This window comes from Alteromonas sp. KUL42 (genome assembly GCF_006538325.1).
Lineage (GTDB): Bacteria > Pseudomonadota > Gammaproteobacteria > Enterobacterales > Alteromonadaceae > Alteromonas.
In genome coordinates, this window is the sequence record NZ_BJKK01000004.1 from 248,239 (window position 1) to 273,999 (window position 25,761).

The 25,761-nt window shown below is 42.3% G+C and carries 26 protein-coding genes; 20 read left to right on the top strand and 6 right to left on the bottom strand.

The features are described 5' to 3' along the window. The first annotated feature begins 27 nt into the window (after positions 1-27). The 14 genes from EYR97_RS08250 (at position 28) to EYR97_RS08310 (ending at position 8,613) form a co-directional block, all read left to right on the top strand. Positions 28-321: a hypothetical protein gene (locus tag EYR97_RS08250; RefSeq protein WP_131093365.1), complete on the top strand. Its 294-nt coding sequence runs from the start codon at positions 28-30 to the stop codon at positions 319-321. 112 nt (positions 322-433) lie between these two features. Beyond that, positions 434-937, top strand: coding sequence for a hypothetical protein (locus tag EYR97_RS08255; protein WP_131093366.1), 504 nt, complete (start codon positions 434-436; stop codon positions 935-937). Positions 938-988: 51 nt separating this feature from the next. After that, on the top strand, positions 989-1,453 hold the full coding sequence (locus EYR97_RS08260) for a hypothetical protein (protein WP_131093367.1): 465 nt from the start codon (positions 989-991) through the stop codon (positions 1,451-1,453). A 144-nt stretch (positions 1,454-1,597) separates the two neighbouring features. Then, positions 1,598-1,750 (top strand): hypothetical protein, encoded by a 153-nt coding sequence (locus EYR97_RS21870; RefSeq protein ID WP_181409136.1) that lies wholly within the window; start codon positions 1,598-1,600, stop codon positions 1,748-1,750. A gap of 177 nt (positions 1,751-1,927) precedes the next feature. Beyond that, positions 1,928-2,389, top strand: coding sequence for a GNAT family N-acetyltransferase (locus EYR97_RS08265; RefSeq protein ID WP_131093368.1), 462 nt, complete (start codon positions 1,928-1,930; stop codon positions 2,387-2,389). A 78-nt stretch (positions 2,390-2,467) separates the two neighbouring features. Next, positions 2,468-2,980 carry an ATP-binding protein gene (locus EYR97_RS08270; protein ID WP_131093369.1) on the top strand — a complete coding sequence of 171 codons (513 nt, stop codon included), beginning with the start codon at positions 2,468-2,470 and terminating at the stop codon, positions 2,978-2,980. A 164-nt stretch (positions 2,981-3,144) separates the two neighbouring features. Continuing rightward, positions 3,145-3,516: a VOC family protein gene (locus EYR97_RS08275; protein WP_131093370.1), complete on the top strand. Its 372-nt coding sequence runs from the start codon at positions 3,145-3,147 to the stop codon at positions 3,514-3,516. A gap of 40 nt (positions 3,517-3,556) precedes the next feature. Then, positions 3,557-3,889 carry an energy transducer TonB gene (locus EYR97_RS08280; protein ID WP_131093371.1) on the top strand — a complete coding sequence of 111 codons (333 nt, stop codon included), beginning with the start codon at positions 3,557-3,559 and terminating at the stop codon, positions 3,887-3,889. 95 nt (positions 3,890-3,984) lie between these two features. Then, positions 3,985-4,455, top strand: a complete 471-nt coding sequence (locus EYR97_RS08285) for a hypothetical protein (protein ID WP_131093372.1) — start codon at positions 3,985-3,987, stop codon at positions 4,453-4,455. A gap of 62 nt (positions 4,456-4,517) precedes the next feature. Then, the gene (locus tag EYR97_RS08290) at positions 4,518-5,369 is read left to right on the top strand and encodes a GNAT family N-acetyltransferase (RefSeq protein WP_131093373.1); all 852 of its coding nucleotides are present in this window, start codon (positions 4,518-4,520) and stop codon (positions 5,367-5,369) included. Between the two features lie 84 nt (positions 5,370-5,453). Continuing rightward, positions 5,454-6,461, top strand: a complete 1,008-nt coding sequence (locus EYR97_RS08295) for a hypothetical protein (RefSeq protein WP_131093374.1) — start codon at positions 5,454-5,456, stop codon at positions 6,459-6,461. Between the two features lie 51 nt (positions 6,462-6,512). Beyond that, positions 6,513-7,523 (top strand): hypothetical protein, encoded by a 1,011-nt coding sequence (locus EYR97_RS08300; RefSeq protein ID WP_131093375.1) that lies wholly within the window; start codon positions 6,513-6,515, stop codon positions 7,521-7,523. A gap of 72 nt (positions 7,524-7,595) precedes the next feature. Continuing rightward, the gene (locus EYR97_RS08305; RefSeq protein WP_131093376.1) at positions 7,596-8,060 is read left to right on the top strand and encodes a hypothetical protein; all 465 of its coding nucleotides are present in this window, start codon (positions 7,596-7,598) and stop codon (positions 8,058-8,060) included. Positions 8,061-8,163: 103 nt separating this feature from the next. Continuing rightward, positions 8,164-8,613, top strand: a complete 450-nt coding sequence (locus tag EYR97_RS08310; protein ID WP_131093377.1) for a DUF3291 domain-containing protein — start codon at positions 8,164-8,166, stop codon at positions 8,611-8,613. 66 nt (positions 8,614-8,679) lie between these two features. Here the strand turns inward: EYR97_RS08310 and ggt are convergent, their stop codons facing one another. Together ggt and EYR97_RS08320 are read right to left on the bottom strand one after the other, a co-directional pair. Next, positions 8,680-10,437 (bottom strand): gamma-glutamyltransferase, encoded by a 1,758-nt coding sequence (gene ggt, locus EYR97_RS08315; protein ID WP_131093378.1) that lies wholly within the window; start codon positions 10,435-10,437, stop codon positions 8,680-8,682. A 14-nt stretch (positions 10,438-10,451) separates the two neighbouring features. Further along, the gene (locus EYR97_RS08320) at positions 10,452-11,216 is read right to left on the bottom strand and encodes an enoyl-CoA hydratase (protein ID WP_131093379.1); all 765 of its coding nucleotides are present in this window, start codon (positions 11,214-11,216) and stop codon (positions 10,452-10,454) included. Between the two features lie 113 nt (positions 11,217-11,329). On the opposite strand from EYR97_RS08320, the gene rrtA reads away from it, so the two are divergent. Then, positions 11,330-11,914, top strand: a complete 585-nt coding sequence (gene rrtA / locus EYR97_RS08325; protein ID WP_131093380.1) for a rhombosortase — start codon at positions 11,330-11,332, stop codon at positions 11,912-11,914. Between the two features lie 166 nt (positions 11,915-12,080). Here the strand turns inward: rrtA and EYR97_RS08330 are convergent, their stop codons facing one another. Continuing rightward, positions 12,081-14,573, bottom strand: a complete 2,493-nt coding sequence (locus tag EYR97_RS08330) for a prolyl oligopeptidase family serine peptidase (RefSeq protein ID WP_131093381.1) — start codon at positions 14,571-14,573, stop codon at positions 12,081-12,083. A gap of 215 nt (positions 14,574-14,788) precedes the next feature. On the opposite strand from EYR97_RS08330, the gene EYR97_RS08335 reads away from it, so the two are divergent. Next, positions 14,789-15,331 (top strand): glutathione peroxidase, encoded by a 543-nt coding sequence (locus tag EYR97_RS08335; protein ID WP_131093382.1) that lies wholly within the window; start codon positions 14,789-14,791, stop codon positions 15,329-15,331. A 146-nt stretch (positions 15,332-15,477) separates the two neighbouring features. Here the strand turns inward: EYR97_RS08335 and EYR97_RS08340 are convergent, their stop codons facing one another. Further along, positions 15,478-16,077, bottom strand: a complete 600-nt coding sequence (locus EYR97_RS08340) for an FMN-dependent NADH-azoreductase (RefSeq protein WP_131093383.1) — start codon at positions 16,075-16,077, stop codon at positions 15,478-15,480. A gap of 237 nt (positions 16,078-16,314) precedes the next feature. Between EYR97_RS08340 and EYR97_RS08345 the strand changes: the two genes are divergently transcribed. Next, positions 16,315-18,786: a CHRD domain-containing protein gene (locus EYR97_RS08345; protein WP_131093384.1), complete on the top strand. Its 2,472-nt coding sequence runs from the start codon at positions 16,315-16,317 to the stop codon at positions 18,784-18,786. Positions 18,787-18,910: 124 nt separating this feature from the next. Here the strand turns inward: EYR97_RS08345 and EYR97_RS08350 are convergent, their stop codons facing one another. Then, entirely contained in the window at positions 18,911-20,152 is a 1,242-nt protein-coding gene (locus EYR97_RS08350; RefSeq protein WP_131093385.1) for a cystathionine gamma-synthase family protein, read from the bottom strand. A gap of 97 nt (positions 20,153-20,249) precedes the next feature. Then, positions 20,250-20,885 carry a 1-acyl-sn-glycerol-3-phosphate acyltransferase gene (locus tag EYR97_RS08355; RefSeq protein WP_131093386.1) on the bottom strand — a complete coding sequence of 212 codons (636 nt, stop codon included), beginning with the start codon at positions 20,883-20,885 and terminating at the stop codon, positions 20,250-20,252. 198 nt (positions 20,886-21,083) lie between these two features. On the opposite strand from EYR97_RS08355, the gene EYR97_RS08360 reads away from it, so the two are divergent. The 3 genes from EYR97_RS08360 (at position 21,084) to EYR97_RS08370 (ending at position 25,744) form a co-directional block, all read left to right on the top strand. Then, on the top strand, positions 21,084-21,866 hold the full coding sequence (locus tag EYR97_RS08360) for an NRDE family protein (RefSeq protein ID WP_131093387.1): 783 nt from the start codon (positions 21,084-21,086) through the stop codon (positions 21,864-21,866). A 195-nt stretch (positions 21,867-22,061) separates the two neighbouring features. Next, positions 22,062-23,252: an amino acid aminotransferase gene (locus EYR97_RS08365; protein ID WP_131093388.1), complete on the top strand. Its 1,191-nt coding sequence runs from the start codon at positions 22,062-22,064 to the stop codon at positions 23,250-23,252. Between the two features lie 362 nt (positions 23,253-23,614). Beyond that, positions 23,615-25,744: a methyl-accepting chemotaxis protein gene (locus EYR97_RS08370; RefSeq protein ID WP_131093389.1), complete on the top strand. Its 2,130-nt coding sequence runs from the start codon at positions 23,615-23,617 to the stop codon at positions 25,742-25,744. Positions 25,745-25,761: the final 17 nt, after the last annotated feature.

The following is a 25,761-nucleotide window of genomic DNA, read 5'->3' on the forward strand; positions in this document are numbered from 1 at the left end:
CGTTAGCTGCCAAAGGAAGGTTCAAGAATGCAGGTCTTAGAAAAATACATCGCAACTATATGTGCTTTCAGTCTAAGTGCGCTTTGCCTTACTGGCTTGGCACTCTCGCTTAATCCAAAGTTTGCCTTTTCGGCAACTGGTTTCGCTCTGCTTGGTTATTCTTTTTTACCACGCAACAAAGGCTTTTCAAACATTAGTGTATCAGCAGAATCAAGTGCTAAAAGGAAGAGTCAAAATAGTAATCATTTATTGGTTATGCAAGTATTGGCTTTATTCTGTTTAGGCGCTGGCCAAGTAGGTATTTTTGACAATGTCAGCTAACAACTCAATTAACTCACTAACTTCGTCCGCTGGGATGCAATCACGCTGCACTTCGCGATTATAGTCTCTTACCAGCGCTCCAAAGCTTAGTGTTATGCCTCAGAGGAAGTTTATGGTTAAAAAGTTATCGGTTTTCGTTTTAACTCTCTTACTAGGCTTCACTGGAGGATGGATAACTAATTTCTATTTGTTAGCCGAAGAAACAAAAAAAGGCTATGTATCAACCTTAACCTCTGGCCTCACAAACGATTTCGAGATAATTAAATTACTAGAGGATCAAGGTGCTTTTACTCCCGAGATGAAGCAACAGTTTGATGAAAAGTTTTCACAGACGGCTCTACTTCTTAAGAATACACAACCTAATTATGAAGAATTAACTGCCATTCCCACGCAAAAATTGTGTAATTTAATCGAATATCATGACAGCTATGGTATAAAAGCTCATGGCACTACAGATTCAAATATAAGCGATTACCTAAAGAGCCTTAGCCCAATCATAAAAAAAGAAATGGCTAATATCCAAAGGTTCACTGGGGGAAAGGGTTGTCAACTAAGCGGCTCAGAACCGAGTGAGTGTAGCTACCGTGACACAGGTCGTTGCAAAAATGAAACTTAACAAGGATGTCCACTTTTAGTGGGTAAGACCAATGCTACAAGGAAGATTTTGATGAAATATTTAGTTTTAAGTTTGTTTTTAACAATTTCTTTAGGTTGTTCTACTAGTAACAAGCTAGAAAAACCCGAATCATCAATCGTTAGTAAAGAATTTAGTAACGAAGTTCGGACCAAGTTATTAGGAAAATGGTGCGGTACTAAGAAACATGACGACGGCTTATTGCAGCAATGGAATGTTGAGCGGCATGAAGATGGCTCTTACAGAGTAGATTTTTCGACTACTGCATCGGATGGTTCTCAGGAAAACTGGTCAGAATTTGGAATGTGGGGTGTTCGATATCCAATTTATTTTACCGCAGTTCAAGGCTTTTCTGGTGAAAACGGACCATACCGAGCAAACACTAAAGACCCAGACTTATATGATGCTTACACAATCATAGAAATAGAAGAGGAGCACTTTACTTACAAGAGTTTCACTTCCGGCAACACATTTACTCTGCATCGCAAGTGTAATTAAAATGGCGTATAACAAGGCGCTTAAAAACGCCACTATGGAGGCTGGGACGTAAACACGTGCGTAGCCTCGCCATTGTCACCGCGCATTTACGCTCTTATTCGGAAGTTACGCATATAAAGTAAGGGATTACATGAAAGCGCTTTTTTGGTTCGTTACAATTTTGGTTCTGGATATATTGAGCCATCAGGAGTGATTTTAATATTTTTCCCATTTGCTTATATTGGCTTGGGCATTGGAGGAGCAATCTTGGGTTTATTAATGTTTTTAACTGAAAAATTGATTAAAAAGTATGCCTAGTAAGGCGCTAAACTCATTCCCTTCGGTCACTGTGACAATTAACTAGAACTAGGCAGTAAAAAGCATTAGTTGGGAAAAGATAGAAATGGGTCTCCATCTATGCCCTGCTCGCAACTTAAATAGGGTTTGTTTTTAGTAGGTAAGACCAGCATCCACCCAACATCAAGGAAGTTTCAAATGGATATCAATTTAAGAGAAGTAACTGTCGAGAACTGGCTCGACATGATCAACTTAGAGATAACAAAAGAACAAGAAGACTTTGTTGCATTGCCCTCTGAAGCAATAGCAGCCTCAAAATTCTACGAATATTATATCAACCGAGGGGTTTATCTAGGCGACAAACCGGTAGGGTTTATTCAATACTACCCGAATTACAGAGACGAAAAACCAAATGAAATCTTCATTGACCAGCTTTTGATCGACGTCGAATTTCAAGGAAAAGGGTATGGCTCGGCCGCCACTAAGCTAGTACTTGAAGAAATTAAGAATCTGAGCGGATTTGACTCTATTTCTATTTGCTACGTCGAAGGGCACGATAAAATGAAACAGTTCTTTGAGCGGTTTGGGTTTAAAGTCATTGAACAAGATGAATTCGATGAGACTATTATGGAACTGCATTATGCCCAACAAGACACTTAATAACTAGCATATAAACTCGCGTGCAAGTTTACTAGAGAGCAATCTGGCGACACTAACAAATTGGTAAATGGAGCAAACATGGGAAACCAAGGAAAGCTGTTTTTCTTTTGTGGAAAAATGGGAGCAGGAAAATCGACTAAATCTAAGGTTGTTGCGGCTGAAAACAATGCAGTCCTTGTTTCAGAAGACGACTGGTTGTCAGCGCACTACCCTTCTCAAATTCAAACATTTGACGACTATATTACGTACTCTACTCTCATTAAGCCTTTCATTAAACGTCATATTCAAAACTTGCTAAATATTGGGGTTAACGTTGTTATGGATTTTCCCGCTAATACTGTTAAACAAAGAGCGTGGTTCGTAACTATGTGCGCAGAAGTAGAGTGTGAACATGAGCTTTGGTATTTAGACTTAACTGATGAACAATGTTTGTCTCAAATTGCTAAACGCAGAATTGAACAACCACAAAGAGCTAAGTTTGACACTGAGGCTGTTTTTCATCATGTGACCCAGTATTTTGAAGCGCCAACAGCAATTGAGAAACTCAATTTGGTACATGTGGGAGGAAACGCACAACAAAGCGCTGTTTGAGAACTTAGCTAATATGACCTACGCGCTACTACCATTATTTAAAAGTTATGTGCCAGGAAAATCATATGTATAAAGGTTTAAAAGCATAGGTTTTTGTGAAATTGTTTGTGACAGTGTTTTTCACAATTATTTTTGCCAATGCTAGTCAATGTAAGGAAGTAAATATGTCAGGCCCTGCTCAAAATGGCGTACTCATCTACTCCAGTAATTTTCGGCACCTTGCTGAGTTTTACCAGCAATTATTTGAAATGCAAGTTACAAGAGAAACCCCAGATTTTATTAGCTTAAATAAAGACGGTTTCAACCTTATAATCCACCTCCCTCCTTTTGATTTACCTAAGAATTCTTTCAGCCCTATTAAGCTATTTTTAACCGTTAATAATATGGAAGCTACCAAAGCAGAAGCTATTAGGTTAGGCGGTGAGACATTCGATGGCGAGTGGTCAAACCCAATATTTAAGGTCTCTAATATTGCCGACAGAGAAGGCAATCATATTCAGATCAGAGAATTCAAGAATACTAATAGCAGTTGGTAGGCAATTATGTAGAAAGTGTTGATTCTCATAAGGAAATATTATGAAAAAGGAAATTATTCTATTATTAATTATTGCTTTAGTCTCAGCGTGCAGCGCAACTCAAAGCAATAATAACCAGTCCGCAACAACGTCTGATAACCCGCCAAAAGAGGCTCCAGATGGCTGGGTTCGCATGTCTTTCGACATAACATCATCTGGTACTACTGAAAATATTAAAGTTATAGACTCATCACCATCGGGGATATTTGAAAGCGAAGCGATCAAAGCACTATCAAAATGGAAATACAAACCAAAGTTTATTGACGGTGTTGCGGTGAAGCAAACCGATTTGAAAGTGCAGCTCGATTTTATATTAGAAGACAGCGAAAACTAAAAAGGCATTAACACTAGTTTCACTCGCCAGAGACAAGGAGGATTAAGTGAACCGAGAGAAACGTCTTTATATTTTACACACTCTAAGGAGAGGAAATGCATCCGAATAGACACGCCATCGCTTTTGGAAGTCTGGTATTTTTGGTGATATCAGTTGTTATCATAATTGCAGCGCTATTTTGGGGTTGGCCAAAATACAAAGTGTACAAAAAAGAAATGGACGGCATTGCTGCATTAAAAGAGGCAGAATGGAGCAAACAAATACTAATAGAAGAAGCGAAAGCCAGAGAACAAGCAGCGTTAATGCAGGCCAAAGCAAGAGTTACTCTCGCTCAAGCAGAAGGTGAAGCGAAAATTGTACAAGCTAAGGCAGAGGGCCAAGCTGACATTGAGCGTGCTAAAGCTGCTGCAGAAGCAAATAGGATCATCGGAGAATCTCTCAAAGGAAATGAAGAATACCTTCGTTACGTTTGGATCAAAGGGCTTCAAGATGGAAACGGTGAGCGTATCTATATTCCCACTGAAGCGGGCCTTCCTATACTTGAAGCGGGCAAAGCAGGTAAATAATGCTGAACTAGACGGGGCCGGTAACCTCTCTCTTTGTTCACTCAAGCAATAAAGGAAACCCTATGCGTAATGAAAAATACACAATTAGAAGTATGACCAAAGCAGAAATGGACCTTATGATTGATTGGGCAGCAACGGAAGGCTGGAACCCAGGGTTACATGACGCTAATTGTTATTTTGCGGCAGACCCAGAAGGGTTTCTTGTTGGATTTCTTGGTGATGAACCCATTGCCACAATTTCTGCTGCAAAGTACAACGATGCCTTTGGCTTTATTGGCTTCTACATTGTGAAACCAGAATACCGAGGCCAAGGCTATGGCATACAGATATGGAATGCAGGGCTTGAACGCCTAAAAGGGTTGAACATTGGGTTAGATGGTGTTCTTGAACAACAGGATAACTATAAAAAGTCAGGGTTCAATTTAGCTTATCGCAATATTCGCTATGAAGGTTTAGGTGGTGGTAACCCACCGTCAAGCGCTGACATCATAGCGCTCTCGACAATTCCTTTTGATGCCATCGCTGCTTACGACCTACCGTTTTTTCCTGTAAGCAGAACATTATTTACCGAAACTTGGGTCAACCAACCTGAATGCAAAGCGCTTGGCATCATGCTACATGGCAAGTTAAGTGGCTATGGCGTCATTCGCAAATGTCGTAATGGGTATAAAATTGGGCCCTTATTTGCCGACACGCCAGATTTGGCAGAAGCCCTCTTTCTAGGGTTAAAATCGAAAGTCAGTTCCTCAGACGCCATCTTTCTAGATACGCCAGAAATCAACGGGGCAGCAGTTAGTTTGGCGAAGCAACACAATATGAAATTGTCATTTGAAACCGCAAGAATGTATACAGATGCGCCCCCTAACCTTCCGTTAGACCGTGTGTTTGGTGTAACATCGTTTGAAATTGGATAATAAGCAGGTATCAATCTGCTGTTTTAAAAATAAGGATATTTTGTGAATAAACACATTTCTTTTTCTATAATATAAAGCGCTCTATTGGCTGGTTGTGGTGGCTCAAGCGGTGGAGATGAACCAAACTCACCTAGTGTCCCCGTCACGCCGAATAACCCACTAGATAGTCAATTTTATGGGGTATGGGAAATAGATTCGTTAGCTTACGTGGCAATATCAAAAGATACTATTACCACAGTGGCTTTTGATGAAGAGCGTGGTTGTTACGAGTCAGGGCTTTTCATTGTAAATAGCAGTACCGAAACGTCCCTGACATCAACAGATATTCAAACTGGTGAACGAACTACATCTCACTTTGAGATGGATGGTAACGTACTCATTGTGGAAGAAGATGGGCTAGAACTCCCATTTGTTAAAGCCCAAGGCTTTAATCCCTACCCGGGGTGTGAAAGTTTTTACGGTGTTACAAACGTCGAAATTGATTTAGAACTTTCATACTTACCCCCATCTGTGAAAATTAACCGAGGTGCTCAAGACATTGGACGTGTAGAATACGACTATGGAATTAATTTTGATATTAATCGAAATAGCGTTATAGATGCCGGTGATATTGCTATAAGAGTTAGACACTTCAAAGGAAGTCGTAATTATCCAAGTGATCATGATATTTCAATTGTTGAGCTAGGTAGTAATATATGGACTTACTTACCGAAACATCAGTCGGATAGTATTATAAGTACAACCATTGACGAAATTAATACCGCTGTACAGTTAACTCAAACAGATAATGTATTAACGTTTAAATTTGATATCACTCAACACGCATTACTTGCTCATATAAATGAAGACACGCCTGTACAAATAGTAACTGGCCTTAGTTACCCAGAGCCTGAGGTTGAAATAATTGACAATTGGCAAGATGGGCCGTGGAATTGGTCTAGTGCGCGCCACAGAGATCAACTACCCGAAGAAGGCTTTTTTCAGCCAAACTTCTATCCTGACATGACTATAGATGATGCCACTATGGACTTATTAGAAGGTGAATCATTATGGGTTGATATAAAGTCGGCGCGCTTTACATTTACAAAATAGTCAATATATACCCTATACAAAACAGTACAGTTTTACCTCTAGGAGACAGCAGTGAGTAACACCATAAAGTCAAAGATACCCCTGCTGTTTCTTATTGTTATTTCGCTGTGGTGGGGGTTCTATTACCAGTCGAATAGCACCTTGAATGCGTTTGGTAACGCCAATTTTGAATGGTTGTTTCTTTTAGACGCTTTCATCTCGCTGCCAATAGTCTGTTTTTTATGTATTAAAGATAAAAAAGAGGCCTTACTAAAGTCACTGGTTTTCATGTGTTTGGCAGTATTAATTGGTAGCTACGTAATTCCCGAGCAAAACAAACTAATTTGGCCTTACCTTGAAAGTGGGCGCTATATTGTGGTGGCGTTATTTCTGCTATTTGAAATAACGGCTATGGTAACGGTGTACCTTGCCATTAAAGTTGCTATCAAAAATTGTGAAGACCCCGATTTATCCATCGAGAAACCCATAAAAAAATATCTTGGTGAGAGTATTGTTGCCAGTTTACTGTGTTTTGAAATCCGCATGTGGACGTTTACATTGTTTTATAAACAAGTGAAACCAGAAAATTTCAACGGCAAGCCACATTTCACTTATCACAACAAAGATGGCGCACACAGTAACCTACTTGGTTTTATCTTTATCATCGCCTTTGAAATACCAATAATGCATTTATTTTTGCATTTTATCTGGTCGCCCTTTGCTGCAAACATCATTACGTTATTAACCGCTTTCAGCGTGTTATTTTTCCTTGCTGAGTACCGAGCGATTTCAAGACGGCCAATATCTTTAGTAGGATCCAACCTCGTCATTCGTTACGGGCTTTATCAGCCTCTTACCATTCCCATCAATAACATTGCCAAAGTAGAGAAGAATAGTGAATTCGTTAAGCGTTCACGTTCTGTAAAGCGCTACAATTACGCTGGCTTTCCAAATGTGGCCATTAAGTTAGCAGAACCTATGGGCAAGATAGAGCGCATAGTTATCGGTGTTGATAACGCCGAGGAATTCATTTCGGCGATAAATAGCAGGCAACATCCGAAAACTTGTACACAACGTAGTTGAAAATATTCATTTAATAGATAATGATGGAGCGCGTTATTAAAACTAAAGTATAAGTCGCTTACAGGTCACTAAATGAAAATTAGTATGAAGTATTTCTTTTTGGGATTAGGTGCACTGTTTTTTTTAAGTGCATGTGACAAAGGCGATGGTGATACCGGTTTGGGCCGATACGGAATGCTGGATGATAGCACACCCGAATATACCACTGTGATGTTTTTAAAAAGCGTCTATGAAGATGATAATCTTGATACAGCAATACGCCTTTCTAGTAAGAGAATGTCACGCATTCTTACCCGCTATCACACAAACTCAAACGTACAACGCCACTTACTCAACCTGCGATATGACAGCGTTGTAATTACACCACAGAGCGCCGGCGGTGTTGGCCGCGTCGAATTTGCCGAAAAATCTACTGTTACCGTGTTTTTAAGTGGCATGTACGGTGAAGATAAAGTTGAAGATCTTCGCAGTCTGGATTTAATAAAAGAAGACGGCGAATGGAAAGTTAATGAGATACAACCCGATACTTACCTGTAATGTGGCTTCTCTCTTCGTAGTAGTATTTACTAAAACAGACTAATCGCGCAGGTTAACAGGTATCTATTGTTAGGTTGTATCAGTTGATAAGGAAATACCAAAGATGTACCTAGCGCAACTAAATATCGCTGAACCCAAGTTTTCTTTAGACAAGCCAGAAATGGCAGATTTTGTAAATAACCTTGAGCCAATCAATGCTATCGCGGAGCAAAGCGCTGGGTTTATTTGGCGCTTAAAAGATGACAGTGGTGATGCGACCAACATCAAAGTTGATGCAAACCCCGACATTATAGTGAATATGTCTGTGTGGGAAAATCAGGCGTCGCTAAAAGATTTTATGTTCAAAACCCATCACATTGACTTTCTAAAGCGAAAGAAAGAATGGTTTCATACCATGAATACACCCTCATACGTGATGTGGTGGATCCCTAAAGGTCATATCCCAACAGTGCAAGAAGCAATCGAAAAACTGGAGTATTTAAGAATACACGGTGAAACACCCCTCGCCTTTAGCTTTAAAAGCCAATTCACCGAAAAAGACCTTACTAACTAAACATCAAAGTGGAAGCACTTGCTTCCACTTTTCAATGTTATACGCGATTTAATTGCTGATGATTTTTCAGCGACCTACCGCAATGCCTTCACGACGAGGGTCGGCACCGCCAATTAATTTGCCCGACTTGAACTGTATGCCGTGTAAGCCACTGTTTAAGTCTATCACTTTCACGTTATGCCCTAAGGCGGTCAGTGGAGCTTCTAGCTTTTCAAGTGGCGTGCCTTTTTCAAGTGCAGTGTAGTCATTTCGGTTAGTGATTTTTGGCAAGTTAATGGCTTGCTGAATATCCAAACCAAAATCAAGCACACCAATTAATGTCTGCGCCACATAGCTAACAATTCGCGAGCCACCAGGCGAACCCACTACCACTTCTAGGTTATTGTCTTTATCAAATACCATTGTGGGGCTCATTGCGCTACGCGGGCGTTTACCTGGCTCTACGCGATTGGGTACGGGGAATCGGTCTTGTGTTGAAGAAAATGAAAAGTCAGTTAACTGGTTGTTCAGCAAAAAACCTTCAACCATTAAACCCGAACCAAACATAAATTCGATACTGGTTGTCATCGACACCGCATTACCGTCTTTATCGACAATAGAAACATGTGAAGTGTTTGGCAATTCCATAGACATACCCAAGGCTACATTGGCTTCGGCATAAGGCTGTCCAGCGCGAGCTCGGCGCCATTTTTTGTCTACCTCAATGCCTTCAGCACGGCGTTCTAGGTACGCAGTATTGATCATAGCGGCAAACGGCAAATTGGTGTAATCGCTATCAGCAATGAATTTTTCTCTATCGGCATACGCCATTGCACTTGATTGTGTATACAAATTGGCAAATTCAATAGAGTCAGGTTTGTATTGGCTCAAATCGAATTGCTCAAGCATTTTCAAAATTTGATAAACGTTTACGCCACCTGAACTCGGCGGTGCCATACCACAAATTCGCTTTTCATGGTAAAGCCCACAAACGGGCTCGCGCTTAATTGGCTCGTAACTGGCCAGATCTTCTAGGGTCATTTTGCCTGGGTTTATCTCTGCGCTATTAACCGCATCAACAATTTTCTGTGCAACTTCCCCTTTTAGTAAATAGTCACTGCCCTTTTCAGCAATGCCACGCAAGGTTTTTGCTAATTTTCGGTTTTTCTTGATCACACCTTCTTGTAAAGGCATGCCGGCTGGGAAAAAGTACACCGAGCTTGCAGGGAAGGTTTTTAGCCCCGGGTGATAATCTAATGCCACCAGCTTTGCTAAGCGCGGCGATACTTTAAAGCCGTCTTCCGCGGTTTTGATGGTATCGTCAAACAGCGAAGTCCATGGCAATTTGCCAAATTCACTTTGCGCCATTTCTAATGCTTTTACCGCGCCGGGTACGCCAACAGATTTACCGCCAACAACGGCATCAATCCAACGCATTGGTTTATTTCCTTCAATAAACCAATGGGAATTCACCGCTTTGGGGGCTGTTTCTCGCCCATCAAATGTATGCAATACTTTATTTTTGTTGTCCCAATATAAAATGAATGCACCACCGCCAATACCAGAAGATTGAGGCTCTACTAGTGACAACATAGATTGCACAGCGACGGCAGCATCAATAGCACTACCGCCTTTTTCGAGTATATTTTTCCCCGCCCACGATGCATATGGATTAGCCGCTACAACCATGTAGTCTTCTGCTTCAAATGCTTTTTTTTCAACGTATCCAGTGGCAGCTTCCGGCTCGCCAACCTCACGGGCTTGCTTAGCTGAAACACCAAAAGCAAAGCAGCTCGACAGTGTAAGCGTGACAATGGAAGCTCTAAACAACGCACTTCGAATCAAAATAACCTTTCCTTTTATTTAAATTTTTCGGGATTGATGGGACGTTTCTTCAAGAATGCATCGAATGCTTCTTGAGCAGCAGTAGTACCTAAGGCTTCTAAAAAGATATCAAACTCCTCGTTCATTTGCTGTGTTACTGACGATTGATCACCTTTTAAAAGGTTTTTAGTTTGTAACAAAGAGAACATGGGTTTCTCTACCAGCTTTTTAGCAGCACTTAACACTGTTTGTTCAATATCTTGCGGTGAAACCACTTTGGTCAATAAACCAAATTGATAAGCCTCTTGTGCGCCAAATGGTTCACCTAGCATTAACCATTCAGCCGCTTTTACATGCCCTGCAACTTTGGGTAAAAGATAGCTTGATGCATATTCGGGAACAAGCCCTAAATTGATGAATGGTAGAACAAATCGGGTGTCTGTAGTCGCATAAACAAAATCGCAGTGTAAAAGTAACGTCGTACCAATACCGACTGCCAAACCATGTACCTGTGCAATTACCGGAATTTTGCATTCCATAAGCGCACGCATAAATGCCGCCGTTTCCGGTACGTGAGCGTTTTCTTGCTGATTAGCAAAGTCGCTAATGTCATTTCCCGCCGTAAAACAATCTCCTGCCCCTTTAATAATGACAACCTTGGTATTGCCATCGTTTTTTACATGTTCAATTGCATCAGCCATCTGCTGATACATATCGCGGGTTAAGGCATTTTTCTTATCGACTCGATTTAGAACAATGGTTAAACACTGTTCATTAAGCTCAGTTAAAATATGAGACATAATCACTCCGTTACTTTCACGTCTAATTGATTGAAGGTGTACGAGCACTTTCCCCTTCGGCTAATTTCTGTATCATAGCCAGCAATTTTTCAATTCAACAATAACTTACACTGATGATATCACTGCCGTTTTCGCTTAAGTACAGTGCGGGCCCTTTAATAATAGCGATTTTCTCTATTGTTGCCTTTTTCTTCGAACCCCTTTCAGGTGATTATTTGGCGTACGACCGATATGCAATTCAAGGTTTAGAAACCTGGCGTATTATCACAGGTAATCTGGTGCACACTAACGGTTACCACCTTATTTTGAATATTGCTGGGCTGATATTACTTTGGGCATTACACGGCGAGCACTACCGCGTGGGTCTATTTTTAAAAGTGTTCATTTGGTGTTGTATCGGCACCAGTGCAGGTTTGTATTTTTACGCTCCTGATCTTATTTGGTATGCGGGTCTATCAGGTGCGTTGCACGGTATTTTTGCTTGGGGCGCCTGTATGGACATTAAAGAAAAAATGCATTCTGGCTGGCTTTTACTTGTAGGTCTTGCTCTAAAAGTAGGCTATGAACAATTTGATGGTAGCAGCGCACAAGTTGCTGCATTAATAGATGCCAAAGTCGCTGTAGATGCTCACCTGTTTGGTGCGCTTAGTGGTTCAATTATTTTCTTATTGATGCTTTTAACCGCTAAACGCAAATAGTCAGTAGCGCTTTACAGATAGCAGATAAGTATACGGGACCTATTCACCTAGCTTGTTGTTTAATTGAACTTCAATTTATTGAGCATTTTAAAAAAGCCCGAAGTGAGACATTTCACACTTCGGGCTTTTTGTTTTAAAACGCTAATTTACGTTTGGAGTAACGCGCTTATAAGTTCTCTTCAAACAACTTATAAATACGGCGGTATTCATCTAACCAAGAGCTAGGCTGTACGAAGCCATGAGGCTCTACCGGGTAAATAGCGGTTTCAAAGTCTTGCTTCTCAAGTTCGATGAGTCGTTGAACCAAACGCACGGTATCGTGGAAAAACACGTTATCATCCACCATAGGTGCATTGATTAACAACGGTTTTTCCAACCCTTCTGCAAAGTAAATCGGCGAGCTACGCTCATACGCAATAGGGTCAATATTCGGTGTGTTAAGAATATTCGCGGTATACGGCGTATTGTAATGCGCCCAATCGGTTACTGGGCGAAGTGCAGCCCCTGCCGCAAACAAATCAGGTGCGGTAAACATCGACATGAAGGTTAAGAAACCACCGTAAGAACCGCCATAAGTGCCGATACGCGCACGATCTACATTCGCGTTCTCTACCAACCAGTTCACACCATCACGCAAATCCTGTACTTCTGGTGTACCCATTTGACGATAAATTGCCGTTCTCCAATCACGCCCGTAACCTGCACTTGCGCGATAGTCCATATCAAGTACCACATAGCCTTGTTGAACTAGCATGCTGTGGAACATGTATTCTCTGAAATACCCTGACCACCCCATATGCGCATTTTGCAAATAGCCGGCACCATGGTTAAACACTACGGCTTTATTGGGCGCATTGCTGTCGTAATTTTCAGGTAAATACACACGTGCATAAATTGGTGCGTCTGTATGTGATGACGGTATCGCAACCACATTTGGCACAGCCCATGGCAGTGCGTTGAAAGTATCACTGGTGCTTTGCGTAATTTGTTGAGCTGGCGTTGTTTCATCAGCCGGCTTCACAAACAGCTCTGCGGGTTTATTCACTTTACTGTGGCTAAGTAATAGCTGCTTGCCGTCTGGGCTTAGCACATAGTCAGTCATACCATTTAAATCTGTCATGGTGTCAATAGACTTATCTGACAAATCGGCGCGGTATACTTCGTAAAGTCCAGGGTGTTCCATGTTGGCTTTGAAGTACAAGAAGTTGTCGTCTGGTGATAACGTGATATCGTCAACAATATAGCTACCACTGGTTAACGCAACAGGCTTTTCACCCGGTGTTTGTAGGTACAAATGCGAATAACCACTGTGCTCAGACTGGAAGTAGAAGGCTTCGGTTTCTGCTAACCAGTCGAACGCATTAAAACGGTAATTCACCCACGCATCGTCGTGTAAGCGATGTTGATTTTCTAGCGCTTTATCTTCTAAATCGACAGTGGCTATCCAACGGTCTTTGTTATCCCACGCCTCAAGCATCACTGCCACAGCGTTACCATTTTTGTGCCAGCGAATTGATGGCTTCGTCCAGTACCAACTTTGCAGCAACGTAATTGGGCGAGGAAGACGATTTACTTCGTAAGTTTCGCCGTTTGCTTTAGCATTTTCAGCTTTCACATCGGCTAACACATCGTCGTTATAACCTGGCAAACTAAAGTACTTTAGTTCTGTCTTTTCGCCGGTTTTTAAATCGAGCAACCACAATACATGGTTCTCTGGCTCAGCGTCAGCAACACGACGTCTTACGGGCTTTGCCGCTATACGACTGTCTTCTTGAATGTAATGCGGCATGATGTCGCTGTCGTCGCGGCTAGGCTTGCTTTCCGTGGTCGCCACTACAGCGTAGTTACCCGCTGGAGAAACGCTGATCCCAGCTAAACGATGTGCTTTATCAAAATAGAAAGGAGCAGGTGCAACACTGTTATTTGCCTTGGCTAACGCGTTGTCAGCATTTTCGCTATCAACTCTGTTCTTGCGTTGTAGCTTGATATATTCAATCAGTGTTTGTTGTTCTTCGGCAATGTAATCTTTGGCAGGTTCATTGGCTGTGGGCGCATCGGCAAATTCCCAACTAAGTAACTCTTCACGGCTGCCATCTTCCAAATTAATTGCGATGAATTTACTGCCGCTTAGCGCCATTAGTCGACCGTCTGTCATGAAAGACAAGGTAGAAAGCGGGTTACCACCACGGGTCAACTGTACAGTTTTACCATTGGTAAATTGAACATACACACTGTCTTCAAATGAATATGCAACCACACCATCTTGACGCACAACACGCTCATCAAAGCGGTATTTATGTAGTTCTGATAAAGGTGCTTTGGTGGCGTTAGCAGGATCAGTTAAATCAGCAATGAATACGTCTGAAAGAGCGCTATCTTGCTTTTCTCTTTCAAAAACAATTTTATCGCCATTTACCGACCACCCCATGTCACTGGGCAATGCTCCCATCCACTGTGGGTCGGCCATAATTTGCTTAAGGGTAATTTCACCATTTTGTGCTGTAATTGGTGCCGCTTCTGGCACAACCATTTCCTGTGAACTGGTTTGCGTGGTGGCTTTTGCTACTGAACCTGTAGAAGAGTCGTTCGCAGTACTCGCACAACCGCCAAGCGCAAAAGTGATGCTGGCTGCGAGAAATAAAGTAGAATATTTTTTCATTATTTTACGTCGTTATTATAAAAACCCAGTACATTATACGCAGACGCTCAAGCATTTAGCCATCGTTCGTCGATGTGGTTAGTGAACCAAACGTATAAAATTCCCGTTATCGTTTACTATGTTAGGCATTTACATAGCCCCATAGGTTAAACATCGGGCAGATAGAACAACAATACTTCCCTATTAAAAAGAGGTAACGACCAGTGAAAACAACAATGAAAATAGTAACTGCTGTACTTGCGCTTGGCATTTTTAGTACGCCAAGTTTCGCTAACGAATGCCCTAGTGTTCTTAAATTCATGAAGCGCAAACTTAACTCACAAGAGACGGTAAATTTGTGTAATGAATATGGAGGCAAAACATTGTTGGTTGTTAACACAGCTAGCTACTGTGGATACACACCGCAATTTGAAGGGTTAGAAGCGTTATACAGTGATTACAAAGACAGAGACTTTGTAGTGTTGGGTTTCCCTTCACACGATTTCAATCAAGAAGATGACGACGAAGGAAAAACGGCTGAGCTGTGTGAACTGACCTACGGTGTTAAGTTCCCTATGTTTGAGCCCATCTCGGTAAAAGGTGAAGATGCAGATCCTATGTATCGCATGTTAAAAACGGCAACGGGCAAAGCACCTTCTTGGAACTTCAATAAGTACCTTATAGATGCTTCAGGCGAAAAAATAACGCACTACCCTAGTTCAGTAAAACCTACTGATGCGTCGTTTGTCAGCGACATTGAAGCACTTTTAAACAAGTAATCCTCTATACCGAAGAGCAATATTTTCAGGCATAAAAAAGCCCCGCGAAATTCGCGGGGCAACAAGCACACTCAACTTGGAACACACTATTAACTAAAAACACATTTCCGTCGTTATTAGCTAACTGCATAGATTTAGTGTGTGGTTTATCGAGATAGTTCAATAATTTTTTCATTCGCTGCAGAAAATGCTGCTTTGGCTTGCTCTTCACCCATGTTAAGCCCTTCTGCATAAACGAATTTTACGTCACTGATACCCACAAAATTTAAAAAGTGTTTTAGGTAAGGTGTTTGTGTGTCGAAATCTGAACCTGAATATACACCGCCGCGCGCAGCGAAAACCGTTGCAGTTTTATTTTCTAATAAACCAACTGGGCCAGTTTCGGTGTATTTAAACGTAATACCCGCACGTGCAATTCTGTCAAAGTACGCTTTTAAGCTTGATGGAATCCCAAAGTTATACATAGGTACAGCTAAAACAATTTCGTCTGCTTTTTTCACTGCTTCAACAACGTCGTCAGAACGTTTTGCCAGTGCATGCTGAGCATCTGTGCGTTGTGACGGCTCTGTCATCCATGCTTGCATTTCTTCGCTTGATAAATGCGGCAGTTCCAGCGTAGATACATCAACACGTTCGATAGTAACATCTTGCGTTTGCGCAATTTCAGACAGATAAGCATTGGCAAGTTTTGATGAATTACCTTGGTCGCCGTTAAGGCTAGAAAATATAGCTAATACTGATTTCATGTTGATCTCCAAACTGTGAAGGAATGTGTTAAGTACAGTTATGATAAACCAACACTTCAGAATGAAAATATCAAATAAGTGGAGAAATCATTCTAATAAAAAGAATGATGAAAAATTTGACGGAAGATGTAAACCAGTTGAAAAGATTACATTACGTTAATGTTGCAAGGAGGATGATCTTCTCATAGTTAGGCCGCGTAACCGAGTTTGCCACAACACAATTATGAGGATTAAATTATGAGAAGGACCAAAGCGCTCCTTGCTTGTTCAATTCTACCACTATTTTTGGCTGGTTGCTCGGACGATGACGACGATAATGGTGTACAACCAACCCCGCCTGCCGACCCTGAATATGCAAACGTCAGGGTAATTCATGCCTCTTCAGATGCGCCTTTAGTAAACATTACCGCGAACGACGCGATTTTAAATGGGCTTGAAAACGTTGATTACCAAATCGCATCTTCGCGCTTTGAAGTTGAAACCGGTAACTACGATATTGGCGTCACAGCTATACTTCCCGGTGATGATACTGAAGTACTGCAAGCCGATGTAACCCTTGATGCCGACATTAACTACGACATTTTCGCAGTGGGTAATGTAGGAGACGAAAGTTTATCGCTACTTACCGTCACAAGCACCGAAACGGCAGTTGAAGCTGGGAATGCACAAGTGCAAATTGTGCATGCTGCGTCTATGGCTCCAACGGTTGACATTTATGTGACTGCACCAGACGCGGATCTAATGAGCGAACAGCCACTTGTTACTGCGGCATTTACTGATTTCACAGACTTACTACAGGTTCCCGCAGGTGATTACCAAATTCGTATCACACCGGCCGGCGATACCACTGTGGTGTATGATTCCGGTACGGTGAATTTAGCAGACGGTGCTGACTTATTAATTGCAGCTACCAATAATGTAGGCACCGGCGACTCCCCTGTTACACTTATTGCCGCAGATGGCACTGATACAATCAAACTTTGGGATGCGCAAACGCCGTCAGACATTCGCGTATTACATGGTATCAGCGACGCGCCAGCAGTAGATGTGCTAGCGAACAATGAAGTGGTTTTAGTTGATGGCATTCAATTTCCGCGTGCCACCGGATACCTATCAGTAACCCCGGGGGATTATCTCATCGATGTTGTCGCAGATAGCGACAATAGTGTTGTGGCTATCAATGATGCCGCACTTAGTGTTGATGTAGGTATGTTTTACACCGCCATTGCGAATAACACCCTTGCAAGTCCAGAGCTTGACGTGCTTATCGACATGCCCCGCAAAGTAGCTACTGAAGCAAAAGTACGAATAGTGCATGCATCACCGTCTGCAGGTAACGTGGACATATACGTTACAGCAGATGGCAATATTGATGGCATCGACCCTGCTTTTACCGATGTTGCGTACAACGAAGGTGAACTCGCTGAAACGGGCTATGTTAGTCTGGCTGAAGGTGACTACGTGGTGACTGTCACTCCAACAGGTACCAAAACTGCAGCCATAGAAACGGGCGTGCTTTCATTAGCAAACGGCGGAATTTACACCGCAGTTGCACTTGATGGCGCAATGGAAGGCGACCTTCCACAACTCGCGTTGCTTGATGACCTAGCGCCTCCTGCCCCAGTGTTCAATGCAGATGTGACATACAATGTGCAGTTAACCGGTTCTCAGGAAGTCCCTGCCGTTAACACAATGGCTACCGCTACTGCTGTAGTTGAAATTGACGAAGATTTACCCGCATTTAGTGTAAACATTGACGTATCAGCGCTAACTGACGTGACGGGCGTACACGTTCACGATGGTGATTTGGGTATGAATGGTGGCGTCGCATTCCCACTTACCGACGCGGGCAATGGAATGTATATGCTTGAGAAAACAGACATTTTACCCAGCGCTTTAGCCGCGCTAACAAACGGCGAGTGGTATTTAAATGTGCATACTACTGCCAATCCAAATGGTGAAGTACGTGGTCAAATCGTGCCTGACACAACCGCAGTTGTAACCTTTCCAATTAGTGCTATGCAATCAGTACCAAGTGTAGATTCGATGGCATCTGGTTCTGGCTACGCTCTTTTCGACACAACAAATAATTCAGTGTCACTGATTGCGGTAACAACAATTACCAACGCCACCATGGCACATATACATAGCGGCTTTGCAGGCGAAACAGGCGGTGTGGTTGTTTCACTGATGCAAGATGCATCAAACCAAGGGGTGTGGATGACCGATGGTAGTATCATGCTTGATAACGCCACTGCAACGCAATTGCTAGCAGGTGGTCATTATGTAAACATTCACACCGAAGCGTATCCTAACGGTGAAATCAGAGGCCAAATTACACCTGATAATATTCAAGTGTACGGTATTAGTGCTGATGGCGCTCAAGAGGTCCCCGCGGTAACAACTGACGCAATGGGCTCGGGTGCATTTACGCTAAACACCACAACAGGAGCCCTTTCAGGTACAGTTACTATATCAGGCATGACAGCCTCAATGGCACACATTCACGAAGGTATTGCGGGTGTGTCAGGCGGTGTGGTGATTGGTCTTGAAGACAGTACCAACGGCATGTGGTCAGTTCCTGCAAACACTCAACTTACTGCTGGGCAGATGGCTACAATGGCCGCTGGCGGTTTTTACACCAACTTTCATTCTAGCGCATTCCCAAGCGGAGAGATTCGTGGCCAAATTACACTTGGTTTTGATTAACGGCTGGGTATTGAAAGGCTTTACGCGTAAACGCTGAGCGTTTAAATGCGTAATCAAAATGAGAAATAAGAAAGGGGCATGCAGCCCCTTTCTTCATATTAATTAATTAATTGTTTAAGCTGCTTTAAACAGTTGCCAAGGCGCTTTCGAAATCGACGATTAAATCAGCGGTATCTTCAATACCTACTGAAATGCGCAGCATAGTGTCTGAAATTCCCATTTTTTCGCGGTCTTCCGCCGAGTTTTCAAAATAAATGGTCGGCGCAACAGGCAATGCCAAGGTGCGGTTGTCACCTAAATGCGTTGCACATATCACCAGTTTCATTTCATTCAAAAACGCCACAGGATCGGCACCTTCGATTAAGTCAAAGCTTAATATTGCGCCGTAGCCGTCGTTTAGATACTCGCGGGCTAAGAAGTGCTGAGGGTGATCGGCAATCCCAGGATAAAACACTTTTGCAACCTTCGGATGGTTATCCAAGAACGTGGCTAACTGAAGCGCATTGTGCTGGCTTCGGCTTATTCTCAACGCCAAGGTTTCCATTCCAAGAGCAATGGCCGTGGCTGATTGTGGCGCTAACGTTGCTCCAAGGTCGCGTAACCCTTTTTTCTTTATTTGAGTTAAACCCCATTGGGTAACGTCTTCAACTTGGTAGCCTGGTTTTATATTGCTAAAGGTTTGCCAGTTAAACTCACCAGTATCAATAACCGCACCGCCAAGAACATTTCCATGGCCTGCAATGTATTTAGTCAGAGAGCAAAAAATTAATGATGCTTTGAAGTCTTTGGCATAAAGCATTGGAGGCGGTGTCATGGTGTTATCGACCATAAACAAGATGCCCTTCTCGTTACAGAATTGGCCAATAGCACGCAAATCAGCAACCTGAGTAACTGGGTTAGCAACGGTTTCCGTGTACACCCCTTTAGTATTAGGCTGATAAGCATCCATCACTTCACTGATGTCTGTGACATCTGCATAAGTAACCTGAACACCAAAATCAACAATAGTGTCAAAAAAGCTTCTTGTGTTGCCAAACAAGTATTGGCTTACGATGATGTGATCGCCCGCTTTGAGTAATGCGAATAATGCACTGGAAATAGCAGCCATACCTGTTGCAAAGCACAATGCCCCTGCGCCACCTTCTAGATCATTTAGCATATTCTGCAATGCCGCCACCGAAGGCGATGAAGAGCGCGAGTAAACATGCGCTGCGCGCTTGCCTTGAAACGCATCAATAATGCCCTGGGCATCATTAAATTCAAAGAGTACAGAATTAGATGTACTGGTGTGTACACCACCATGTTCAGGCGCGTTGAGCATGCGATCGGCATGAACCTGTCGGGTTGTAAATCCCAATTTTGTCACCGGTAAAACTCCGAAGTCGATAATGAATGCATTGCCATGAGGTCACTAAAGTTACTATCACACACCTTCATGCAATGATTGCGTTATAACAGCCTAACTATGAGCGAGTAATGCAGTTTTCTGGATATTTTCCGCAAACAGTATCATAAAATGCATAAATAGTTTGCATTTGTTCGTCTATATTAGTCACTTTCTGAATAATTGGTCCTAATACAATTGCCTTTTTTTTATAATCTAACCCGATAATTTGAATTGGAACTTCGGCTTCGCGGGCAATATGCATGAACCCTGTTTTCCACGGGTAGATTGGACTACGTGTGCCTTCTGGGGCTAGCGCCAATATTAGCTCATCAGCGTGTTTAATTTTATTGGCAATTTCACTTACCACTCCGTGTGCCTTGCTACGCTTGATAGGAATGCCACCTAAGCGCCTTACAATACTTCCCAATGGCGGTACGAAAATGCTGTGCTTACCGAAAAAATTAATGTTTAAACGAAACGCAAACACAATGAATATGCCAATAAAGAAATCCCAATTTGAAGTGTGTGGCGCCACCGCGAGAATTGCTTTGGGCTGGTTAATTAGCTCTCCTTCTACTGCCCAACCTCTTTTGGTTAATGTCCATGCCGCGAATGATGAAAGCCATTGAGGCCATTTGCGCGAAATATAGGTACCAACCTCAACATCAGCGATGGGTCGACGAAATGTGTTATTGTGTGGTTCTTTGTTCATTATAATCAATCTGACGATAGTCAGAACACCTCAAATATTATGTGAACAGGCTTTTGCGCTTACCGAATGAGGATAAGTCTTAAAAATTTCAACCCGGTGAATGGTCAACGCTTTAGCGCAATTTAAAACAATTTTTTAACATATAGTACAAGAATAATCCTTTGTGTGCTTCAACAAAGATAAAAACGGTGAGATAGCATGTGCATTCTTTTCATTGCAAATAATCAGCGCGACGACTTCCCTTTAATCATTGCCGCAAATCGTGATGAATTTTATGCTCGCCCTACTGCCCCGTCTCACTTTTGGGAGAGCCACCCTGAGCTTCTCGCTGGGCAAGACCTACAGGCAAATGGTACGTGGATGGGAGTGACTAAACAAGGAAGAATAGCCGCTTTAACCAACATACGTGACCCCAGAAAAAACCGAGATGATGCTATTTCACGGGGAGAGTTAGTTGCTAACTGGTTAAAAGAAAATAACAGCAAAGACCCAGCAGTTGATGCAAAAAGATACGAGCAAGCCCTGCAGCAAAGTAGGCAACAGTATAACGGGTATAACTTAGTTTTCGGGCGTGTAAACGCGCTTCAAGTATATAACAACGCTAACAATACTACTCACGCAATTGGTAAGGGTGTTTATGGACTCTCTAATGCCGATATTGTTACGCACTGGCCCAAAGTGACACAAGGGATAGATGCACTCAATGACTATATATCTAACGCAGACAAAATTTGCCATGAAACACTGTTCAATATTTTAAAATGTGAGCAAAAAGCCCCTGATGAACACCTTCCCAATACAGGTATAAGCTATGAATGGGAAAAAGCACTATCATCTATATTTATCCACACACCGGAATATGGCACACGCACATCAACAATACTGCTGCTTGATAGACACAATCGCATTACCTGGAAAGAAAGGTGTTTTTCAAATAGTGGTAATGCGACAGAAACACGCGAGTTCTCATTTTCAGTCTAGTTATATACGTTTTACAACACGCTAATTTATGGTTCTTAAGTTTGTATTTTTGAATTTATAAGAAATAGACCTTTCGATTTTAGTTAACACGCTCTAGTGAATTGAAATATTTTCAATCAATAGGGGTCGTTTTTTCTACCATCAATGGCATAATGCCTGCCTGCTACTTTTTGCATACCAACGTGAGGACATATCGTGTTTGAAGTATTACCCCTACTAGCCCCAGATCCAATTCTTGGCTTATCAGCTGCTTATCGTGAAGATACTAACCCAAAGAAAATTGACCTTGGTGTTGGTGTTTATAAAGACGAGCAAGGTAATACCCCTATTCTTTCAAGTGTTGCTAAAGCACAGAAAGTGCTTTTAGACACAGAAACCAGCAAAACTTACATCACACCGCAAGGTAATCAAGGTTTCATTGACGGGATGTTGTCATTATTGTTGGGCAAGAATAGTCCTGTACTACTTGCCGATCGCGTAGCTGCTGTTCAAGCACCAGGCGGTTGTGGCTCACTACGCATTCTTTCTGAACTTCTTGCGCGCTGTAATGACAATGCAAAAGTGTGGGTAAGCGACCCAACGTGGGCGAATCACATTCCGCTTATTGGTTCAGCTGGTCTTAAAATTGAAACCTACCCCTACTTCGATAAAGCATCAGCCAGTATCCGCTTTGACGCCATGATGGAAACATTACGCAAAACGGAAAAAGGCGATATCGTGTTACTTCACGGCTGTTGCCATAACCCAACGGGTGCAGATTTAACTAACGCACAATGGGAAGAAGTACTTGCGGTTGCCAAAGAACGTGAGTTTTTACCTTTTATTGATGTGGCTTACCTTGGTTTTGGCGAAGGCCTTGAAGAAGATGCATACGGTATGCGTTTGCTTGTTGAAAATCTACCAGAAGTAATTATCGCGGCGTCTTGCTCTAAAAACTTTGGTTTGTACCGCGAGCGTGTTGGTCTTGCTGCAATTATTACTGAAGACTCAAACACGCGTAAGATTGCACAAGCTCAAATTCAATCTATCGCACGTGCTATCTACTCAATGCCGCCTAGTTACGGTGGTGCATTAGTAGACATCATTCTTGCAGATGAAGCACTCAATAACGAGTGGGTGTCAGAAGTTAATGAAATGCGCGAGCGCATGAAGACATTGCGTGCAATGTTAGTCCAAAACCTTCACGACAATGGTTCACCTAAAGACTTCAGTTTTGTAAACGAACAAAAAGGTATGTTCTCATTCTTGTGCATCACGCCTGAGCAAGTGCGTGAAGTGCGTGAAAAACACAGCGTTTACTTTGTTGACTCTAGCCGCGTGAACATTGCAGGTATTAATCAACAAAATGTTGAAACCCTTGCAAAAGCGTTGGTATCGGTACTGTAATAAACGTTTTTCGGTACGTATAAGTTGCCGAATATTTAATTGCTGATTTACCTTGTTTTAAAGCCATTGTATTGAATAATACGATGGCTTTTTATTCTCACCACTTCTTATTTGCCTGCTTTTCATCCCTTCCTACTTAAACATTTACTTTACCTTTACACACTTTTTTCTGAGAACAATAAATCAAAGTCTTAATGCGCGATTTTTCTTAAGAGACAATACAGATACCTACTTTCGAGCCACCTAATCGCTCACAAAAATAAGGTGCCGGAAATATATGCACAAAATTTCTACATATATAATTATTTGACTATGCTTTAAGTAGATTTGGCGCACTTTACAATAATAAAAAAGGCAACCTCATGAATTTCGAAGGAAAGAGCTTATCCATTAAGCTACTTGTTGTTGTTGGAACCCTGTTTGTCATTATGTCCGTGGTATATATGGGCGTCAGTGTTTATTCACTGAATAATACTGAAAAAGTCATTGTTAATCAGGTGAGCGGCGAAGTATCGCGCCAAATAGAAGGTACAGTTCGGTCGAAAACCGACGCTATCTCCAGTCAAATTGCACATCTTTTTGAACAGTCATTTTCGGTTCCCAAAAAATTGGCTGCTCAGATAAAAGCGAATATCGAAGGCGATATCGAGCAACCGCTTACCCGTAATCAAGTTGAAGCAATTGTTCGCAACACAATAAAAACGTCTAGTGTTTCATCAATTTATGCCCAGTTCGAGGACAACCAGTTCGACGGAAGAGACAACGAATTTCTGCAAGGACACACTCATTCGGTTGCGGGCCATGGTAGTTTTGAGGTGTATTTTGTTAAAGAAGACAGTGGAGCGATTTCACAAGAGCCGATTGAAGATGCAGAAGAAAAGCATGATACCTCACTAGATGAAAACGGCTTTCGAGCGGCAGAGTGGTATTTGTGCTCTATGGATACACTTAAGCCTTGTGCATCTAACCCATATAACTATGAAATACGCCCAGGCTACAGTGAACTGATGACCAGCTTAGTAGTACCCGTGGTAGCTGAAGGCCGGTTTAGAGGGGTAGTCGGTGCCGACTTAAACCTACCTATTTTGCAAGAGTTCGCCGTTAACTTAAAAAGCGCGCTGTATAACGGCAATGCCAGAGTTTACATTGTTAGTCATCAAGGCTTTCTTGTTGCAGCTACCGATAATGAAGATAGCCTAGCAAAGCCATTTAAAAACGTTATGAAAAATAGTGAGGCCCTTCTAGCAACCTCTGATGAGAATACTACAACCACCATTGGAAACTTTTTATACGTCGTGCAACCCATTAATATTGAAACTGCTGGCGTACAGTGGCAATTGGTTGTGGGGATCAACGTAGATACTGCCATGCAACCGGTTGCTACTGTCTCGTCAATGATATCAAAAGAGGTAAGCAGCATTTTAACCACTACCCTCATTGTTGCTGTAGTGCTGATTGTGATTGCACTTGTACTAATTCAAATGTTCACCCGAAGTATCATTCGCCCCGTAGAGCTAGTTTCCCAGCGGATGACAGATTTAGCCGGTCAAGGTGGCGATCTCACGCAAGCAATTGAAGTTCACTCACATGCGGAACTGATCAATTTAAGTAACGGCTTTAACCAGTTTAGAGAGAAAGTGAGAGAATTGCTGGAGGTCGCCAAACAATCTGGCCTGCGCGTCATTGAGATGAGTGAAATCAGTAAGGCGAATGCACAGAAGACCCACCAGCATATCTCAACACAACAAGCCGAAATTGATACCATAGTAACAGCCATCACCCAAATGTCTTCAACGGCTCATGAAGTTGCCAATACCGCGTCCTCTGCGGCAAATAATGCCAATGCTGCCACCCAATCAGTCAAGGCAACTGAAAGTGAAGTATCGGTAGCATCTAGACAATCCTCTGAACTATCTGTGGAAATTCGTACTGCCAGTGAAGCAGTAAAAGCAGTATCCGTGCGTAGCGAAGACATTAGAAAAATTCTAGATGTAATTGGTTCAATAGCTGAACAAACAAATTTATTGGCGCTCAATGCCGCAATTGAAGCTGCTCGGGCGGGTGAACATGGACGGGGATTTAGTGTAGTGGCGGATGAAGTACGTGCCCTAGCATCAAAAACCGCAGTATCAGTTGACGAAACGACTCAGGTTATTAGCGCGCTGCAAAGCGAAGTAACAAAGACGGTTAATATAATAGAGCAAGGCAGTGTGAAAGCCGACAGCGCGGCAAGTTGCTCTAATAGCGCGTTTGAAAAAATGCGCGAAACCGTGGCTCAAATTGAAGAAATAAATCAGCGCATCATTCAAATTGCAGCAGCCGCCGAAGAGCAAAGCCAAGTATCTGAAGAGCTGAATAAAAATATGGTTGTGATTGGAGACGCGACCAAAGATGTGGCTATACTTTCAGAGGCATCAGAAGAGAGCGCAACAAATATATACGCCTCATCACATGAGCTAATTGCACAATTGAACAAATTGAAAACTAGTTAGTTCTTTTCAGCGTGCAA

Coding starts and splice junctions, on each gene's coding strand:
- EYR97_RS08275 (WP_131093370.1), top strand. CDS start 3,145: ATGTCAGGCCCTGCTCAAAATGGCGTACTCATCTACTCCAGTAATTTT.
- EYR97_RS08330 (WP_131093381.1), bottom strand. CDS start 14,573: ATGAAAAAATATTCTACTTTATTTCTCGCAGCCAGCATCACTTTTGCG.
- EYR97_RS08260 (WP_131093367.1), top strand. CDS start 989: ATGAAATATTTAGTTTTAAGTTTGTTTTTAACAATTTCTTTAGGTTGT.
- EYR97_RS08255 (WP_131093366.1), top strand. CDS start 434: ATGGTTAAAAAGTTATCGGTTTTCGTTTTAACTCTCTTACTAGGCTTC.
- EYR97_RS08265 (WP_131093368.1), top strand. CDS start 1,928: ATGGATATCAATTTAAGAGAAGTAACTGTCGAGAACTGGCTCGACATG.
- EYR97_RS08305 (WP_131093376.1), top strand. CDS start 7,596: ATGAAAATTAGTATGAAGTATTTCTTTTTGGGATTAGGTGCACTGTTT.
- EYR97_RS08285 (WP_131093372.1), top strand. CDS start 3,985: ATGCATCCGAATAGACACGCCATCGCTTTTGGAAGTCTGGTATTTTTG.
- EYR97_RS08250 (WP_131093365.1), top strand. CDS start 28: ATGCAGGTCTTAGAAAAATACATCGCAACTATATGTGCTTTCAGTCTA.
- EYR97_RS08320 (WP_131093379.1), bottom strand. CDS start 11,216: ATGTCTCATATTTTAACTGAGCTTAATGAACAGTGTTTAACCATTGTT.
- EYR97_RS08360 (WP_131093387.1), top strand. CDS start 21,084: ATGTGCATTCTTTTCATTGCAAATAATCAGCGCGACGACTTCCCTTTA.
- EYR97_RS08280 (WP_131093371.1), top strand. CDS start 3,557: ATGAAAAAGGAAATTATTCTATTATTAATTATTGCTTTAGTCTCAGCG.
- EYR97_RS08370 (WP_131093389.1), top strand. CDS start 23,615: ATGAATTTCGAAGGAAAGAGCTTATCCATTAAGCTACTTGTTGTTGTT.
- EYR97_RS08290 (WP_131093373.1), top strand. CDS start 4,518: ATGCGTAATGAAAAATACACAATTAGAAGTATGACCAAAGCAGAAATG.
- EYR97_RS08340 (WP_131093383.1), bottom strand. CDS start 16,077: ATGAAATCAGTATTAGCTATATTTTCTAGCCTTAACGGCGACCAAGGT.
- EYR97_RS08335 (WP_131093382.1), top strand. CDS start 14,789: ATGAAAATAGTAACTGCTGTACTTGCGCTTGGCATTTTTAGTACGCCA.
- EYR97_RS08355 (WP_131093386.1), bottom strand. CDS start 20,885: ATGAACAAAGAACCACACAATAACACATTTCGTCGACCCATCGCTGAT.
- EYR97_RS08310 (WP_131093377.1), top strand. CDS start 8,164: ATGTACCTAGCGCAACTAAATATCGCTGAACCCAAGTTTTCTTTAGAC.
- EYR97_RS08270 (WP_131093369.1), top strand. CDS start 2,468: ATGGGAAACCAAGGAAAGCTGTTTTTCTTTTGTGGAAAAATGGGAGCA.
- EYR97_RS08345 (WP_131093384.1), top strand. CDS start 16,315: ATGAGAAGGACCAAAGCGCTCCTTGCTTGTTCAATTCTACCACTATTT.
- rrtA (WP_131093380.1), top strand. CDS start 11,330: ATGATATCACTGCCGTTTTCGCTTAAGTACAGTGCGGGCCCTTTAATA.